Consider the following 14709-nt stretch of genomic DNA (forward strand, 5'->3'; position numbering starts at 1 on the left):
AAAAGGGGCATCCCTATGGGGGGTCGAGCCCTCCCGGGGGCCTCGTGAGGCCATCTTAATGGCAGCTCTAGGGCCCTTACCCCACCAGCACCCCCATGCGCATGCCCCCAAAAGAGCGGGGCCTGTCAAAAAAGGGGCATCCCTATGGGGGGGCGAGCCCTCGCGGGGGCCTCGGGAGGCCATCCCAATGGCAACGCTAAGGCCCTGCCCCCTCCAGCCCCCCCATGTGCATGCCCCCAAAAGAGCGGGGCCTGCCAAAAAAGGGGCATCCCTATGGGGGGCGAGCCCTCGCGGGGGGCATCAAAATCACGAAGCCCATCAACCCAACCGAAGCCCACCGCCGCGCCGAATCGTCGCGCTCGTCCCGTCCGCGCTCAACTCCACCCGCAATTCTTCAAGATATTCGCCATCACAGGGGCCCAAAATACACTCGCCGGTGTCGATCTCGAACCGGGCGCCGTGCATTTTGCATTGAATGAGGTGGCCGGAGTCGTCGAGAAATTCGCCGGTGCCGCCGTCCAGCGGCATCGACCAATGCGGGCAGAGGTTGCGGTAGGCGCGGTATTCGGTGGCTTCGGCGTCGCCGCTCAGGCGCACCAGGATGCCGGAGGCGGGGCGCCCAAACCCATCGACATAATCGAAGGCCCACACGCGCTGATCTGCGCGTGCGGGTGCGTCGAGCGCAATCGTCGCGACGATATTTGAGGGATTAGTCATCGCTGAGGTTCTGCAGTCGCTCGGCCTGGAAATGGGTGTGGATCGGGTCCAGGATGGCGTCGAGATCACCGGCCAAAATATCATCCAAACGCCGCGTGCTATAACCGATGCGATGGTCGGTGATGCGCGATTGGGGGAAATTATAGGTGCGGATTCGCTCGGAGCGGTCGCCGCTGCCGACCTGGTCGCGCCGCTCGGCAGCGCGCTCCTGGTGGGCGCTCTCGCGCTTGAGCTCGAGCAGACGGGTCTTCATGACCTTGAGGGCCTTGGCCCGGTTTTTGTGCTGACTCTTTTCGTCCTGGCAGGTCACGATCATCCCGGTCGGGATATAGGTGATGCGGATGGCCGAGTCCGTCGTGTTGACCGACTGGCCGCCGGGGCCCGACGAGCGATAGGTGTCGAATTTGAGGTCGTTCATGTCGAGGTCGAGCTCGACATCTTCGGCCTCGGGCAAAACGGCCACGGTGACCGCCGAGGTGTGGATGCGCCCCTGGCTCTCGGTCGCCGGCACGCGCTGAACCCGGTGGGTGCCGCCCTCGTATTTGAGGTGGCTATAGACGTCGTCGCCCTCGATCATGGCGATGACCTCTTTGAACCCGCCGGTGTCGGTCTGGCTGGCCTCGACGATGTCGACCTTCCAGCCGCGGTTGGCGGCGTAGCGGTCGTACATGCGGAAGAGGTCGCCCACAAAAAGCGCGGCCTCGTCGCCGCCGGTGCCCGCGCGGATCTCGAGCAAGATATTCTTCTCGTCGAGCGGATCTTTGGGGATCAAGAGCTGCTTGAGGTGCTTCTTGAGGCGCTCTTCTTCGGCCTCAAACTCGGCGATCTCGGCGCGCGCCATCGCCTTGAGCTCGTCGTCATCCTCTTCAAGCAGCGACTTATTTGCCTCGATCTCGTCTTCGACTTCGCGCAGGCGTGCGTAAGCATCAACGATATCTTGAAGGCTGGCGTGCTCCTTGGCCAACTTCTGATATCGCCCCGGATCTGCTGCAATGCTGGGGTCCGCGAGCTGACTATTCAGCTCGCGGTACCTTGCCTGTACTTCCTCTAACTTCTGAAACATGGGGGTATTAGCCGCTCATTGAGTTGAGGAAATCGGCGTTCGAGTCGGTCTTGCCCATCTTGTCGATGAGGAATTCCATCGAGTCGACGACGTTGAGGGGGTGCAGGAGCTGGCGCAGGATCCAGACGCGGTTGAGCTGTTGCTCGCTCATGAGCAGCTCCTCTTTTCGCGTGCCGGACTTGTTGATGTTGAGGCACGGGAAGATACGCTTCTCCATGAGCTTGCGGTCCAGGTGCAGCTCGCAGTTACCGGTACCTTTGAACTCCTCGAAGATGACCTCGTCCATGCGGCTGCCGGTGTCGACAAGCGCGGTGGCGATGATGGTCAGGCTTCCGCCCTCTTCGATATTGCGCGCGGCGCCGAAGAAGCGCTTCGGCTTGTGCAGCGCGTTGGAGTCGACACCACCGGAGAGGATTTTCCCCGACGGCGGCACGACTGTATTATAGGCGCGCGCAAGACGCGTGATCGAGTCGAGCAAGATGACCACGTCGCGCTGGTGCTCGACCAGGCGTTTGGCCTTCTCGATGACCATCTCGGCCACCTGCACATGACGCTCGGCCGGCTCGTCGAAGGTCGAGCTGATGACCTCGCCGTCGACCGAACGCTGCATGTCGGTGACCTCTTCGGGGCGCTCGTCGATGAGCAGCACGATGAGGGCGGCGTCCGGGTGGTTCTTGGCCACGCCGTGGGCGATGTCCTGCAGGAGCACCGTTTTACCGGTACGCGGCGGCGCGACGATGAGCGCGCGCTGGCCCTTCCCGATCGGCGTGAGCAGATCGAGGATGCGCAGGCTATGCTTCTCGGAGGCGCTCTCCAGGTCGATGCGCTCTTGCGGGTACAGCGGGGTCAGGTTGTCGAAGAGAATCTTGTCGCGCGAGCCTTCGGGGTCGTCGAAGTTGACGGCTTCGACCTTGAGCAAGGCGAAGTAGCGCTCGTTGTCTTTGGGGGGGCGAATCTGGCCGCTGATCGTGTCGCCGGTGCGAAGATTGAAGCGGCGAATCTGGCTCGGGGAGACGTAGATATCGTCGGGGCCCGGCAGGTAATTATAGTCGGGGGCGCGCAAGAAGCCGAAGCCATCGGGCAGGATTTCAAGCGTTCCCTCGCCGTAGATTTGGCCGTCTTTTTCGGTCTGCGATTGCAGAAGCGCAAAGATGAGCTCCTGCTTTCGCATATTTGGCGCGCCTTCGATCTTGGCCTTTTTGGCCATCTTGGCGAGCTCGCCGATTTTTAGTGCTTTTAAACTTTTCAGGTTCATGAATGCTCCTCAGAGGGATGACCCGGTGTGGGTATCAATTCTTTCGCTGCCGCAGACGGGGGATGCGCGAACGTGAAAAGTCGCAGCCTCCGAGTGGTCGGGCGAGGTAGGATTGGGGAAATATTTGGGTGGTTAAAAATAACGAAGGGTGGGGCAATGTAGGGCGCACTTATTGGTTATTTAGTGAACTCTAGTTTGAAATGGCCGCCGTTCAAAACAATATATCAATTCTGGGATGCTCGGCCGCGCGATGCGACCGTTGAGCAAGATGCCAAGGGCGTTGAGGCGTGGTTAATACCTGAGCATACCGTCAATTTGAGGCGAAAAAACACACTCGCCGTCAAGAGCCCTCAAACCGCAAAAACGCCGCGGTATATGTGCTGGAAATAGTAAGTCGGTGTTGTTCGTGCGGTTCTAGACGCGGAAGGGGGTCATAACATCATGGCGTTGGGTATGCCGCCATTAAGACAACCATACGTGTTCTCAAACCGAGAACTCAGACTTCAAAGACGTCATCTTGCGCCGTGAAGCATAAACGCTTTTAACAGGCTGTCAAGTGGGTTTGTCAAGTCAAATTCGGTACTAAGGAAACGGATGAAGTTGTCGCCAAGTTATTTGCTTTTATTCGGCGTCGCCCTCAGCGGGTCGCGTCGCCTGGAACACGCGCAGTTCGGTTGCCTTCTCGTGATCGCTCAGACGCTCGAAGTGGTCGGCCGCCTGTCGAGCGCTCTGATGGTGACCCCTGCATTGGGGTTGTCGCTGCTTTTCCCAGCCTTCAAGCACCCAGGTCCGAAGAGCTTTTCGCGGGCGCGCTAAGTGCCGGACCGCTCCGGGGCCACTCGCTCGGCGGGAAGTACGCGTGGCACTGCCACAATGTTCCAATTTCTAGGGATCACTCGCTGGCCTCAATCGCGTGGCCTGCCGCTTTTAAGCGCCGCGCCAGCGTGCCCTTTTCGATGGCGTTATAATGCGCCTCTTCGGCGCTAACGAGCCCCTGCTCGACCAGCGCGAAGAGCGAGTCGTTCAGGGCGACCATGCCCTCGCCTTTGGCGGTCTCCATGATCGAGGGGAGCTGGTGAGTCTTGGCGTTTCGGATCAGGTTGGCGACCGCGCGGTTGCCGATGAGCACCTCGAGGGCGGCGACGCGCCCGCCGCCGATCTTTTTGCACAGCGTCTGGGCGATGACCGCGCGCAGTGACTCCGACAGCATCGTGCGCACCTGGGATTGGCGGTCGGTGGGGAATTGGTCGATCAGCCGGTCGACCGTCGAGGGCGCGGTGTTAGTGTGCAGGGTGCCGAAGACCAGGTGGCCTGTCTCGGCGGTCTCGATCGCCATATGGATGGTCTCCAGGTCGCGCAGCTCGCCGACCAGGATGATATCCGGGTCTTCGCGCAGCGCCGCGCGAATCGCGTTCTTGAAGCTCATCGTATGCACCCCAACTTCGCGCTGATTGATCAGGCATTTTTTGTTCGGGTGCACAAACTCGATGGGATCTTCGACCGTGATGATATGCGATTTTCGGGTGCGGTTTATATAGTCGATCATCGCGGCCAGGGTGGTGGATTTACCCGAGCCGGTGGGCCCGGTTACCAGCACCAACCCCTTGTTGAGCGCGCATAGGTCCAGGATATGTTGGGAGAGGCCGAGGGTCTCGGCCGTCAGGATATCTTCGGGGATGATGCGAAAGACCGCGCCCGGGCCGAGGCGATCCATAAAGACGTTGCAGCGGAAGCGGCCAATGCCCTCAATCTCATAGGCGAAGTCGGTGTCGCGCAGCTCGATAAATTCTTCGTGGTTGCGGTCCGGCATGATCGGCAGCAGCAGCTCTTCGACCGCGCTTGGCGACAGTGATTTCATCTCGCCGATGAGCGCCATCTCACCGTCTTTTCGGTACATCGGCGGGTTGCCGCTGGTCATATGAAGGTCGGAGCAGTCCTGCTCATGCATCACCCGCAGATATTTGTCGATCGGCGCCTCGGTTCCGGGCTCCTGCATGGCGATCGCGCGCGCGCTGCTCGGGGCTTGCTCGGCGCGCCCCGCCGGCTCGCCGCGGCGCTCCTGGGAAGCCGCCGTGGGGCGCAAGGTGGCGTCGACAAACGACGATTGCTCGCCGAGCCCCGGGCTCTCAAGCGCCAATTCAAGCCCGGTCTGCTCGCGGCGCCACAGGCTATCCCCGGCGGTCTCGTCGGGCTGCGGGGGGGCGGCTGCCTCGGCGACTTCGGCGGGTTCGGGCGAGGGTTCTTCGCCAAGCCCCGACGGTTTGATCGCGGGCGCCCCGGCGCTGCGCTCGTTGGCGTCCTGATACTCGAGGGTGCGCGCGGTCGACACATAGACGCTGAGCTTCCCGCGCCGGCGAAGCGCGGTCATCCCGACCGGACCATGCGGCGAATCGTATTCAAATTCGGCCCGCCCCGTGTCGCGCAGCGACTCTTTGAGGTCGTCGGGCATCACCTCGGCCAGCAGCATCTCGACCTGGCGGGCGCTGAGGATATGGTTATTAAAGGGGCGCGTGTCGCCCCCTCCCATATCCAGCGTGATCTCCTTATCCGGTTGAAGGGCGGCCAGAGAGATCCGGCGAGCGACGAGGGTGCCAAGGAGTCGGTCAATTTGAGCCACGGTAGTTCCACCTATCTGAAGAGGGTTTAGCGGCGCCTATGATACTCCGAAGCCGCGCTGAGACAAGTGAAATGATGGGGAATTGGGGGCGGTTTGAGCGATCCACGATCAAATGAGGTGTCCAAGAAGCAGAAAAACGCCGGCCCAATTCGATTGGGTCGACGTCTTTCGAGGTGCTGGGAGCGCGCTGGATCGTTGGGGAACGTTTTGAGGCCTCCCGTGCAAACTCATTGATATGCACGGGGCGTGCCAACTTTTGTGGGGTGCCCCTGGCGGCCTTCTCGGGCGGGTTGCTCGCTTGACGGCTTGGCCCCGCTCGGGTGGGGCGCCGGATTCATGACATTAATGTCCGAGCCCCCACGGAGTCTTTCCGCCGATCGGCCCTATCAAATCCTAGTCGTGCCGAATCCACTATGGTATAGAAGAGGGCGGCAACAAGAGGAGGGCATCGCGGCCCATTACCCCAGTGATTCTCAGTCTATTTCTTTTTGGAAATAAGTCGTCGAGGCGCAGGCTAAGCAATGCGGACGTGGCGTTCTCCTTGAGCGGTTTGCGCGCACCCTGGCAACCAAAAAAGCTATGGGCGCCCAGGCAATTACCGCTCGCGATTGAAGCCACACATTTAATGCAGGTGTTTTTTGGGAGGCACCAAAAAACACATAAGAAATATTTACGAGTCGTTCGCGAGCCGTCTTTTATGGATGTCTCAGAGACGATTCGGCATAAGACAGCTATCTTGCCATCAAAAGCGTTACACGCGCGCTCTTAGCGGCGCAGTGTTTCCGGTCGCGAGCGCGGTTCCAATGACTGCGGTTTGCGGCCTGGGGATTTTGGGAGCGAAGGATTTTAGTTTCGATGTCGACAAAAATTTTGAGCGTTGAAATTATTTGAGCGGCGCCGAGACTCCTCACCCAAGAACCTGATGGCTAAACCCAATTTTGCGCGTTTTCCAACAGGCTTTTATGTCCGACCTATTAGTAGTGAATTCGACGAGCGCAGAGACGCGCGTCGCTCTGATTGAAAATGGCATCATCAGCGAATTTTATATCGAGCGAAAGCGCGATCGCGATGTCGTGGGTAATATCTATAAGGGCAAGGTGGTGCGCGTGCTCCCGGGCATGCAGGCCGCGTTTGTCGATGTTGCCCAGCATAAAGCGGGCTTTCTACACGTCAGCGATTTTTATAGTTTTGACGACGATATCGCCGCGTTTGGCGACGAGGATCTGGAACTGTGGCCGCCGCCCTCGCGCGAGAAGAATAAAAAGCGCGTTAATATCCAGGACGTCCTCAAGGAGGGCGAGGAGATTATGGTCCAGGTCGCCAAGGAGCCGATGGGCACCAAGGGCGCGCGTTTAACCAGCCATATTTCGATCCCCGGGCGCTTCCTGGTCTTTATGCCGACCGTGTCGCATATCGGGGTGTCGCGCCGGATCAACAGCGAGCGAAAACGCAAGCGCCTGCGCAAGATCGTCGAGGACCAGCGCAAGCCGGGCACCGGCTTCATCGTGCGCACCGTCAGCGAGAACGCCTCCGAGGAGATGATTCGCCGCGAGATCGACGTGCTCACCAAGCAGTGGGAAGATATTCTTGAGAAGTGCAGCAAGGTCACCGCGCCCTATCTGCTCAATGAGGAGCCGGATCTTTTGATTCGCGTCGCGCGCGACCTCTTCACGCCGAATCTGGACCGCCTGGTGGTCGACGATGCTCGCGCCTTTGAGCGCGTGCGCGACTATGTCGAGCGCTTTATGCCCGAGTTCGTCGACTCGGTGGACCTATACAAATATAGCGAGCCGATCTTCGACGCCTTCGGCATCGAGGCCGAGATCAACGGGGCGCTGTCGCGGCGCGTGCAGCTTAAGTCGGGCGGTGAGCTTGTCTTCGACAAGACCGAGGCGCTCACCAGTATCGACATCAACACCGGTAAATTCGTCGGCTCGAGCAGCCTGGAAGAGACGATTTTGCAGACCAACCTGGAGGCGGTCGATGAGATCGTCTACCAACTTCGCCTGCGAAATATCGGCGGCATCATCATCATCGACTTCATCGATATGGAGAAGGGCTCGCACCGCCAGAAGGTCTATCGCAGACTAGAGAAGGCGCTGGAGAAAGACCGCGTGACTACGAACTCGCTGGCGATCTCGGACTTCGGCCTGGTCGAGATGACCCGAAAGCGCGTGCGCGAGTCGCTGCACCAATTCCTCTGCGAGCCCTGCGAATATTGCGATTCGCGCGGGTTTGTGAAGTCCAAAGAGACGGTCTCCTACGAGATTATCCGCGAGCTCAAGCGCGAGATCGTGATGATGACCGAGGAGAATATCTACATCCAGGCGCACCCCAGCGTGATTCAAATCCTGCGGGGCACCGAGCGAAAAGCGCTGGACGAGATCGCCCAGCGCTACAAAAAATTGCTCCACTATAAGAGCCAGCCCGACCGGCGTCTTGAGTCATTCGAGATCGCCCCTGCGAAGTGATCTTTGTTTTATTCGGTGCTATCCTGCGTCACGCACTAACCCAAAATTGGGCGCAGGATAGCCCGCGTCGTCGCCTGAGAGGACGAAAATGAGTGACCCGCAAAGTTCAGAAAATACCGTGATGAGTCACTCGGGGCCGCACGAACGCGCGCTCGACAACCGCCAGCATCGGCGGGTGCTGGTCAATCAGGAATTCGAGTGTATCGAAGATTATATCGCCGAATATGTCAGCAACATTTCCCAGGGCGGGGTCTTTATTCGGTCGAAAAACCCGCTGCCCCAGGGCACGCGGGTGACGCTGCAATTCTCGGTGATCCTCGACGATATCGAAGAAGTGACCGGCGAGGGCGAGGTGGTGCGCGTCAACGAGTCGCCGGAGAATAGCGGGATGGGCGTGGCATTTACGCGCCTGGACGCGCGCAGCAAAGAACTCATCGACGAGATCTGCCTGCGCGCCGGCGTTGCGTTTTAAACGCGCTCAATACCCCCCATTTTTTAACCAACTTTTAACCGCGGTATAGGCCTGGGAGATCTCCTGGCTAAGCTCGGTCGCCAGCGCCTCCATCTCGGGGTCGTTCGTATAGCGATCGGGATGATAGCGGCGCATCAACTTCAAATAAGAGGCCTTCACGGTGTCGATATCCGAGCCGTAGGGGACCTCCAAATTCGCGTAATAGTCGCGAATTCCCTTCTTCCCCCCGCGCGGCGGCACCGGGTCGGTGCCTCCCGTGTGTCCGTCCCCCAGGCGGCTGCGCTCTTCGTCAAAAAGCGTCTCAAATCCCCCCTGAGATTCGAATTCACGAATGCGATCGAGCACGTCGTTGAGATTCGCGCGCACGCTTCGAAAAATTCTGTCTTTAAATTGACTCATAGATCGCTATTGCTTCCGGCGTCAGAGAACACGGCGCGGCGGGTCGATACCGGGCGCTCGGGGGTTAAAAGCATTTCGCCTTATCAAGCTATTCCGCGCTCATCTTAAGCGGAATGCTCCGGGTTGTCAGTTGTCATCCTACTTTGGGCTCATTATAGTCGTTCGACACGCAGTAAACTCCAAAGGGGACGAGATGAATGAAGACCACACCACAGCGCAAGATTGCTCTGTTCTTGGCGGCTCTTATCCTGTTGAGCGGCGTCCTATTGCTGCTCTTTCCGGCCGCGCCCGCGCCGCCCGCTGAGCGTCGGTTAGAGGCGTCGAGCGCGCCGCCCCAGGCGCTCGAAATCTCGCCGAAAACCGAGCGTGTCGCTGAGCCCAATGTGGGCGCGGATTATGGCATGATGCTCATCAAGATGATCATCGCCGTCGCGCTGGTCTGCCTGCTGGCCTACGCGATTCTTCGCTGGGGCGTGGGGCGTATCGCGGGGGGTCGGTCCGGCGGCGAGCAGATGCGGGTTTTAGGGCGCCTTCCCATCGCGCCAAACCGCACGGTGATGGTCGTGCAAGTCGGTCCTAAATTCCTGGTCCTGGGAAATACAGAAACACAGATCTCATTGTTGACCGAGCTTTCGCCCGAAAGCGCCGAGGAATATTTTCCATCCCAAGTGTCTGAAAAATAAGAGTTATATTCGTCATGTCGATGGGTCCGACGAGCCTCTCAAAAATTAACTTCGCAAAAGACGCAACAAAATACCCTCCGCTGCCGAAAACCCATATAGGGCCGACGCAGGGTCGCGCCCGCGAGCGAGAGGGAATCTATGGGAAGGCATGTCAGCAATATGCGTGTTTTCGCGCGTCGACGCGGTGTCGATATATGGCGAAAACGCGGCGGCCTGGGGATAAAAATAGCGGTCTTTGCGGGGGTGTTATTTTCGGCCGAATCGGCGTGGGCCCAGGCGCCCGGGGCGGGCGGAAGCCCGCTGACAATGGTGGTCGCGCTGGGCTTGCTCGCCCTGTTGCCATTTTTGCTGATTATGGTCACCAGCTTTGTGAAGGTCGCGGTGGTTTTGTCGCTACTTCGCACTGCGATTGGCGCTCAATCGGTGCCGCCCAATCAGGTGATCACCGGTCTCGCGATCGTGTTGAGCATCTATATCATGGCGCCGGTGGGCATGCAGATCTACCAGGAAGTTGCGCCGACCGTCGAAGCCTTCGAAGAGAGCAATACCCGCCCCGGTTTTGACGAATACCGCGACCTCGCCCGGCGCACCGCCGACCCGCTGCGCGCGTTTTTGGTCAAACACGCGCACGCGGTCGAGAAGGAGCTGCTCTTTGACCTTGCGCTCGAGCTTCGCCCGCCGGAGCAGCGCGAGGACGTCGAGCGCGATGACCTCATCATCCTAATCCCGGCGTTCGTCGTAAGCGAGCTTAAGGAAGCGTTCACCATCGGGTTTATCCTATTTGTGCCCTTTATCGTGGTCGATATGGTGATCGCTAATATTCTGCTGAGCCTGGGCATGCATATGCTCAGCCCCACCACCATCAGTTTGCCCTTCAAATTATTGCTCTTTGTGCTCGTCGACGGCTGGTTTCTGGTCGTGAAGGGGCTTGTGCTGGGCTACGTCTAATCTTCGCCGGAGAGCATGTGATGGAGAATTATATTCTGCAGATTACCCGCCAGGCGCTTCTTTTGGTGCTGATTGTGTCGGCGCCGCCGGTGATGGCGAGTCTGGTGGTGGGGCTGATGCTGAGCGTGTTTCAGGCGACGACCCAGATTCAGGAGCAGACGCTGACCTTTGTGCCAAAGCTTATCGCGGTCTTTGTGAGTCTGGTCATCGCGGGGCCGTGGATCGGCGGGCAATTGCTGGCGTTTACACGCCTACTTTTCGAGGGCTTCCCGGAGTTCTTTTGAGCCCCATTCACCAGGCTGTGCGACAAAGCGAGGCGGTGGTTGCATGTGGGAGTTTCTGACCGATCAGGGCGTTCAGCGGGGCATCGACCAGGCGATTTTGCTGGCGGTGCTGGTGTCTGCGCGCATGGCGCCGGTGGTCTATTTGGTGCCGTATTTGGGCGGGCAGGCGATGCCGCAGCAGGTGAAGATGGGCATCTCGATCGCGCTGACGATCCTGGTGTACCCGGCGGTGTGGCAGATGGGCGCGGCGGCGGCGCTGCCGGCCGGGTCGCTGCATATCACCGCGCTAATCCTCAAAGAGTTAGTGGTCGGGTTGATGATCGGTTTTATCGCCGCGCTCGCCTTCGACGCGATGCGAATCGCCGGGCAATTGATCGACGGGGCGCGGGGGCAAACGATGGCGACCGCGATGGTGCCGCAGCTCAAGAGCCAGGAGAGCGTGTCGGCCGATCTTCTCTACCAACTCGGGGTGGTGGTCTTTTTGCTCAGCGGCGGGCATCGGCTTTTTTTAGCGGCGTTGGTTCGCAGCTATGTGATGCTGCCGCCGACGCGGTTCCCGAATTTCGGGGAGAATCTGCAGACCATCACCTTCGGCCTGGTGCGCCTGGCCGCCGACGCGATCACGCTCGGCGTTCTGCTCGCCTTTCCGGTCGTCGCGGCGATTCTGCTCATGAATATTATGCTCGCGCTGGTCAACAAAACCGCGCCGCAGATCAACGTGTTCTTTCTGGGGATGCCGATTAAGGCGGTGCTGGGCGTGGCCATCTTATTGGTGGGCCTGCATGTCGTCATCGACCGGTTTTTGGAAGACGCGACGCTCAGCGTGGTGCATGTGCTTCAGCTTTTGGAGCTTATGCAATGAGCGAAAAGACCGAAAAACCCACACAGAAGCGCCGCGATAAGGCGCGCAAAGAGGGCAATGTTGCGAAGTCGGCGGAGTTCACCGGCGCGATGGTCGTGCTCTTTGCCTGGGCGGGGCTGAGCGCGTGGATGACGGTGATCGTGGGGCGCTCCGCCGGGTTGATTACGCATAGTATTGAGCTCGTATCGGGGCGCAACCCGACACAGGCCGATATTGGGCCATTCTTATTGGCCGCGCTCTCCGAGCTCGGCCTGATGATCGCGCCGCCGCTCGCGTTGGCTTTCGTGGCGGCGCTGTTTTTCAATTATGTGCAAATCGGCGCGCTCTTTACCCTGGAGCCGCTCATGCCCCAGGGCAAACGCCTCGACCCGGTTGGCGGCTTTAAGAAGATGTTCGCCCCCAAAAAGCTCGTCGATTTGGCCAAAAATATTGCAAAATTAACGGTCTCGGGCCTGCTCGGGTATCTGGTGATTCGCGATAAATTACCGATGCTTATCGAACTTCCGCGCATGACGCTGTCGAAGGGCATGATCATCGTGTCGGACGTGGTCTTCGACCTGTGCATGTATTTGGGCGGGGCGCTTATCGGGTTTGGGATCGCCGATTTATTCTGGCAGCGCCATCAGCATGAGCAGGGCCTGATGATGGGGAAAGACGAGATCAAACGCGAGTATAAGGAGGCCCAGGGAGACCAGCAGGTGAAGGGCGAGCGTAAAAAACTCCACCGCGAATTGCTGCGCGGCGGCGGCACCAAGCAGGTTAAAAAGGCCGACGCGGTGGTGGTCAACCCGACCCATATCGCGGTGGCGCTTCGCTATGACGCGGACGCCGGCGGCGCGCCGCGAGTGCTGTCGGCCGGGCGCGGTGAAGTCGCCAAGGAGATCAAACGTCTGGCTCGGCGCTACGGCATCCCGATCGTCAAGAATATCGACCTTGCGCGGGCGCTGGTCGACACCGAGATCGACTCGGAGATCCCGGCCGAGTTTTACGAACCCGTGGCCGAATTGCTGACCTATGTGTATCGACTCAGACAGGAGAGGGAAAATGATTCTCAATGATACCGAGATTTGGAGTCTGTCGAAGCTGGGGTTTGTGCTCTATATGCGCGAGCATCACGAGGAGGCCGCCGCGATTTTTCGGGGCCTGCTGCATCTGCAGCCGCGGCTGCCCTATAGTTGGTATGTGCTGGGGCTTATTCGCAGGGACCAGGGCGACGCGGGCGAGGCGGCCCAGGCGCTCAAACATGCGCTGAGCTGTGATGCCGAGTTTTGGGCTGCGCGGGTGGTGCTGGCGGAGCTCTTCTACCAGAATGGGCGCCCCGGGGAGGCGCTCACGATTCTTAAACCCATCTTGGGCGCTCGGAGAACACAGGACGCGACGCGTGATGCGGCGATCCGGCGCGGGCGGGCGCTATGGAAGTGTTGGCAGCGGGGCGGGCGGCTACGCGCAAAATAAGCGCTGGTTCATGGCGTATCGGTATGCTCTAGCTCCAACGCCTCCTGGGCCTCCTCAACGCGCGCGATCGGGACCATGAGTTCGATAGGGATATAGGGACCGAAGAAATGAAAGAGGCTGCGCATGCAGGTGGCGCGCGCGAGGACCGGGATGCCGCGCCTCTCGATGAGCGCGAGCTCGGGCGGCAAGACATAGAGTCGATGCACCTCGTCGACGACCCCGAGGGCTCCGTGCTGCAAACGAAATGAGATCTCGCGCTGCAGGTCAATGGCGATCGCGACGCTCCAGCCCACGATGATCGCGCCTAGCAGGCCAATGATGCCGTGAGTGACCGTGTCCGCGACGAATACCACGACCACGAAAGCCAGCGAGAGCTGGACGGCCTTTATCCACGCGCTTTTAAAATGTGCTTTGAGCTTTGCGGGCTCATAGCTTGGGTCGAAGACCTCCGCGACCGCGCTCCACAATCCCAGAACATATCGCTGGCGATAGAAAAGCATGCTCGCGAAGATACCGCCCAGGATAAGCACGCCGATGACAATAAAAAAGTCCGCGTTCCATCCTGGTGAAGGGTGACCGGCCCCGTGGGAGGGGACGTCGACATAGTAGTTCTTTATCGCCGCTATTAGGGTCGGCATTTCATAAGCCCAGTTGAGGGATACGAAGCCCATGGTGGGTGCGATAATGCCCCAGCGGCGCCAATCTATACCGGTGGGTGGGGCCTCGTCATTCGATGTGCCAAGCGTGGGCGGGCGCCGAAAGATCCACCAACACGCGCCTACGACGGCGAGCAGCGCGACGATGGAGACCAGATCTTCTCCTGACTGGCTCACGAGTTCCCACGCGAAGAGGCTGTCCACGGTGCCAAATGTCTCCAACACTGTGGCGGCGAGCAAAAAAAGCGAGAATCCCTGGCCAACCCCGACCCGCTCAATAGCTATGAGTAACCCGATGATCAGTGCGCATGCGCCCAGCCAAGATATGAGCATCAGGCCGGGCTGCATCCCACTGGTATCGGCTAGCATTTGAGTCATGGCCGAGCCCTGAATCGCCGTCAAAATAAAGCCCAGCACATAGCTGGCCCGCCGGAGCTTCTGGCGTCCCGGGACTCCGGAGATACGTAGCTTTCGCCACGGCGGCACAATCAGCGCAGCGAATTCGACGAGCATAAAGGCGCTGACAATCGGCGTGATATTAAAGGCCCCCAGAGTGAGGTACGATACAGAGCTTCCTTGTTCAAATAGAGGCGAAGCGCCGGGCGTGGGCAGGAACCAAAGAATGATAAATACGCTGACGGCTGTGACGGTGACAAAAAGTTGCCTGGCTAGGGCAACGGCGTGAGGCTGGGTGGTAGGCAATTTGTTGACCCTTTGTTGATGGTGAACTTTTGGGCGCGTCGCACTTAAGTCTCAGAGGTCGACTTACAGTCCTCGAGTCAATTTGTAAAAGATGCGAAGACGTTTGCCATGCCCGCCGCCGCCGT

Annotated in this window: 15 protein-coding genes; 9 read left to right on the top strand and 6 right to left on the bottom strand. The window is 59.4% G+C overall.

The window, feature by feature from the left end; genetic code table 11:
• Positions 1 to 318: 318 nt before the first annotated feature.
• The 3 genes from DN745_RS17235 to rho are packed head-to-tail and all read right to left on the bottom strand — an operon-like array spanning position 319 to position 3035.
• The gene (locus DN745_RS17235) at positions 319 to 717 is read right to left on the bottom strand and encodes a Rieske (2Fe-2S) protein (protein ID WP_162687755.1); all 399 of its coding nucleotides are present in this window, start codon (positions 715 to 717) and stop codon (positions 319 to 321) included.
• Positions 710 to 1780 carry a peptide chain release factor 1 gene (prfA, locus tag DN745_RS17240; protein ID WP_111336808.1) on the bottom strand — a complete coding sequence of 357 codons (1071 nt, stop codon included), beginning with the start codon at positions 1778 to 1780 and terminating at the stop codon, positions 710 to 712. Before prfA ends, DN745_RS17235 begins: the two co-directional genes overlap by 8 nt.
• A gap of 7 nt (positions 1781 to 1787) precedes the next feature.
• On the bottom strand, positions 1788 to 3035 hold the full coding sequence (gene rho / locus DN745_RS17245; RefSeq protein WP_111336810.1) for a transcription termination factor Rho: 1248 nt from the start codon (positions 3033 to 3035) through the stop codon (positions 1788 to 1790).
• A 594-nt stretch (positions 3036 to 3629) separates the two neighbouring features.
• Between rho and DN745_RS17250 the strand changes: the two genes are divergently transcribed.
• Positions 3630 to 3851: a hypothetical protein gene (locus tag DN745_RS17250; protein WP_111336812.1), complete on the top strand. Its 222-nt coding sequence runs from the start codon at positions 3630 to 3632 to the stop codon at positions 3849 to 3851.
• A 76-nt stretch (positions 3852 to 3927) separates the two neighbouring features.
• Here the strand turns inward: DN745_RS17250 and DN745_RS20070 are convergent, their stop codons facing one another.
• Positions 3928 to 5652 carry a type IV pilus twitching motility protein PilT gene (locus DN745_RS20070; protein ID WP_275426320.1) on the bottom strand — a complete coding sequence of 575 codons (1725 nt, stop codon included), beginning with the start codon at positions 5650 to 5652 and terminating at the stop codon, positions 3928 to 3930.
• Between the two features lie 962 nt (positions 5653 to 6614).
• Between DN745_RS20070 and DN745_RS17260 the strand changes: the two genes are divergently transcribed.
• Together DN745_RS17260 and DN745_RS17265 are read left to right on the top strand one after the other, a co-directional pair.
• Positions 6615 to 8123, top strand: coding sequence for an Rne/Rng family ribonuclease (locus DN745_RS17260; protein WP_111337782.1), 1509 nt, complete (start codon positions 6615 to 6617; stop codon positions 8121 to 8123).
• Positions 8124 to 8211: 88 nt separating this feature from the next.
• Positions 8212 to 8595 (top strand): TIGR02266 family protein, encoded by a 384-nt coding sequence (locus DN745_RS17265; protein ID WP_111336814.1) that lies wholly within the window; start codon positions 8212 to 8214, stop codon positions 8593 to 8595.
• 6 nt (positions 8596 to 8601) lie between these two features.
• Here the strand turns inward: DN745_RS17265 and DN745_RS17270 are convergent, their stop codons facing one another.
• The gene (locus DN745_RS17270) at positions 8602 to 8994 is read right to left on the bottom strand and encodes a J domain-containing protein (RefSeq protein WP_111336816.1); all 393 of its coding nucleotides are present in this window, start codon (positions 8992 to 8994) and stop codon (positions 8602 to 8604) included.
• Positions 8995 to 9191: 197 nt separating this feature from the next.
• Here DN745_RS17270 and fliO point away from each other — a divergent pair, with 197 nt between their 5' ends.
• The 6 genes from fliO (at position 9192) to DN745_RS17300 (ending at position 13226) form a co-directional block, all read left to right on the top strand.
• Positions 9192 to 9677 carry a flagellar biosynthetic protein FliO gene (gene fliO / locus DN745_RS17275; RefSeq protein WP_111336818.1) on the top strand — a complete coding sequence of 162 codons (486 nt, stop codon included), beginning with the start codon at positions 9192 to 9194 and terminating at the stop codon, positions 9675 to 9677.
• 138 nt (positions 9678 to 9815) lie between these two features.
• Positions 9816 to 10625: a type III secretion system export apparatus subunit SctR gene (sctR, locus tag DN745_RS17280; protein WP_111336820.1), complete on the top strand. Its 810-nt coding sequence runs from the start codon at positions 9816 to 9818 to the stop codon at positions 10623 to 10625.
• A gap of 20 nt (positions 10626 to 10645) precedes the next feature.
• A complete protein-coding gene (gene fliQ / locus DN745_RS17285; protein WP_111336822.1) occupies positions 10646 to 10909 on the top strand; it encodes a flagellar biosynthesis protein FliQ in 264 nt (87 codons plus the stop codon).
• Between the two features lie 43 nt (positions 10910 to 10952).
• Positions 10953 to 11771, top strand: a complete 819-nt coding sequence (locus tag DN745_RS17290; protein ID WP_111336824.1) for a flagellar biosynthetic protein FliR — start codon at positions 10953 to 10955, stop codon at positions 11769 to 11771.
• Positions 11768 to 12829: an EscU/YscU/HrcU family type III secretion system export apparatus switch protein gene (locus tag DN745_RS17295; RefSeq protein WP_111336826.1), complete on the top strand. Its 1062-nt coding sequence runs from the start codon at positions 11768 to 11770 to the stop codon at positions 12827 to 12829. The genes DN745_RS17290 and DN745_RS17295 overlap by 4 nt, the downstream gene beginning before the upstream one ends.
• On the top strand, positions 12816 to 13226 hold the full coding sequence (locus tag DN745_RS17300; RefSeq protein WP_162687756.1) for a tetratricopeptide repeat protein: 411 nt from the start codon (positions 12816 to 12818) through the stop codon (positions 13224 to 13226). The genes DN745_RS17295 and DN745_RS17300 overlap by 14 nt, the downstream gene beginning before the upstream one ends.
• 8 nt (positions 13227 to 13234) lie before the next feature.
• Here the strand turns inward: DN745_RS17300 and DN745_RS17305 are convergent, their stop codons facing one another.
• On the bottom strand, positions 13235 to 14584 hold the full coding sequence (locus DN745_RS17305) for a hypothetical protein (protein ID WP_111336830.1): 1350 nt from the start codon (positions 14582 to 14584) through the stop codon (positions 13235 to 13237).
• Positions 14585 to 14709: the final 125 nt, after the last annotated feature.

The organism is Bradymonas sediminis, assembly GCF_003258315.1.
GTDB classification, from domain to species: domain Bacteria; phylum Myxococcota_A; class Bradymonadia; order Bradymonadales; family Bradymonadaceae; genus Bradymonas; species Bradymonas sediminis.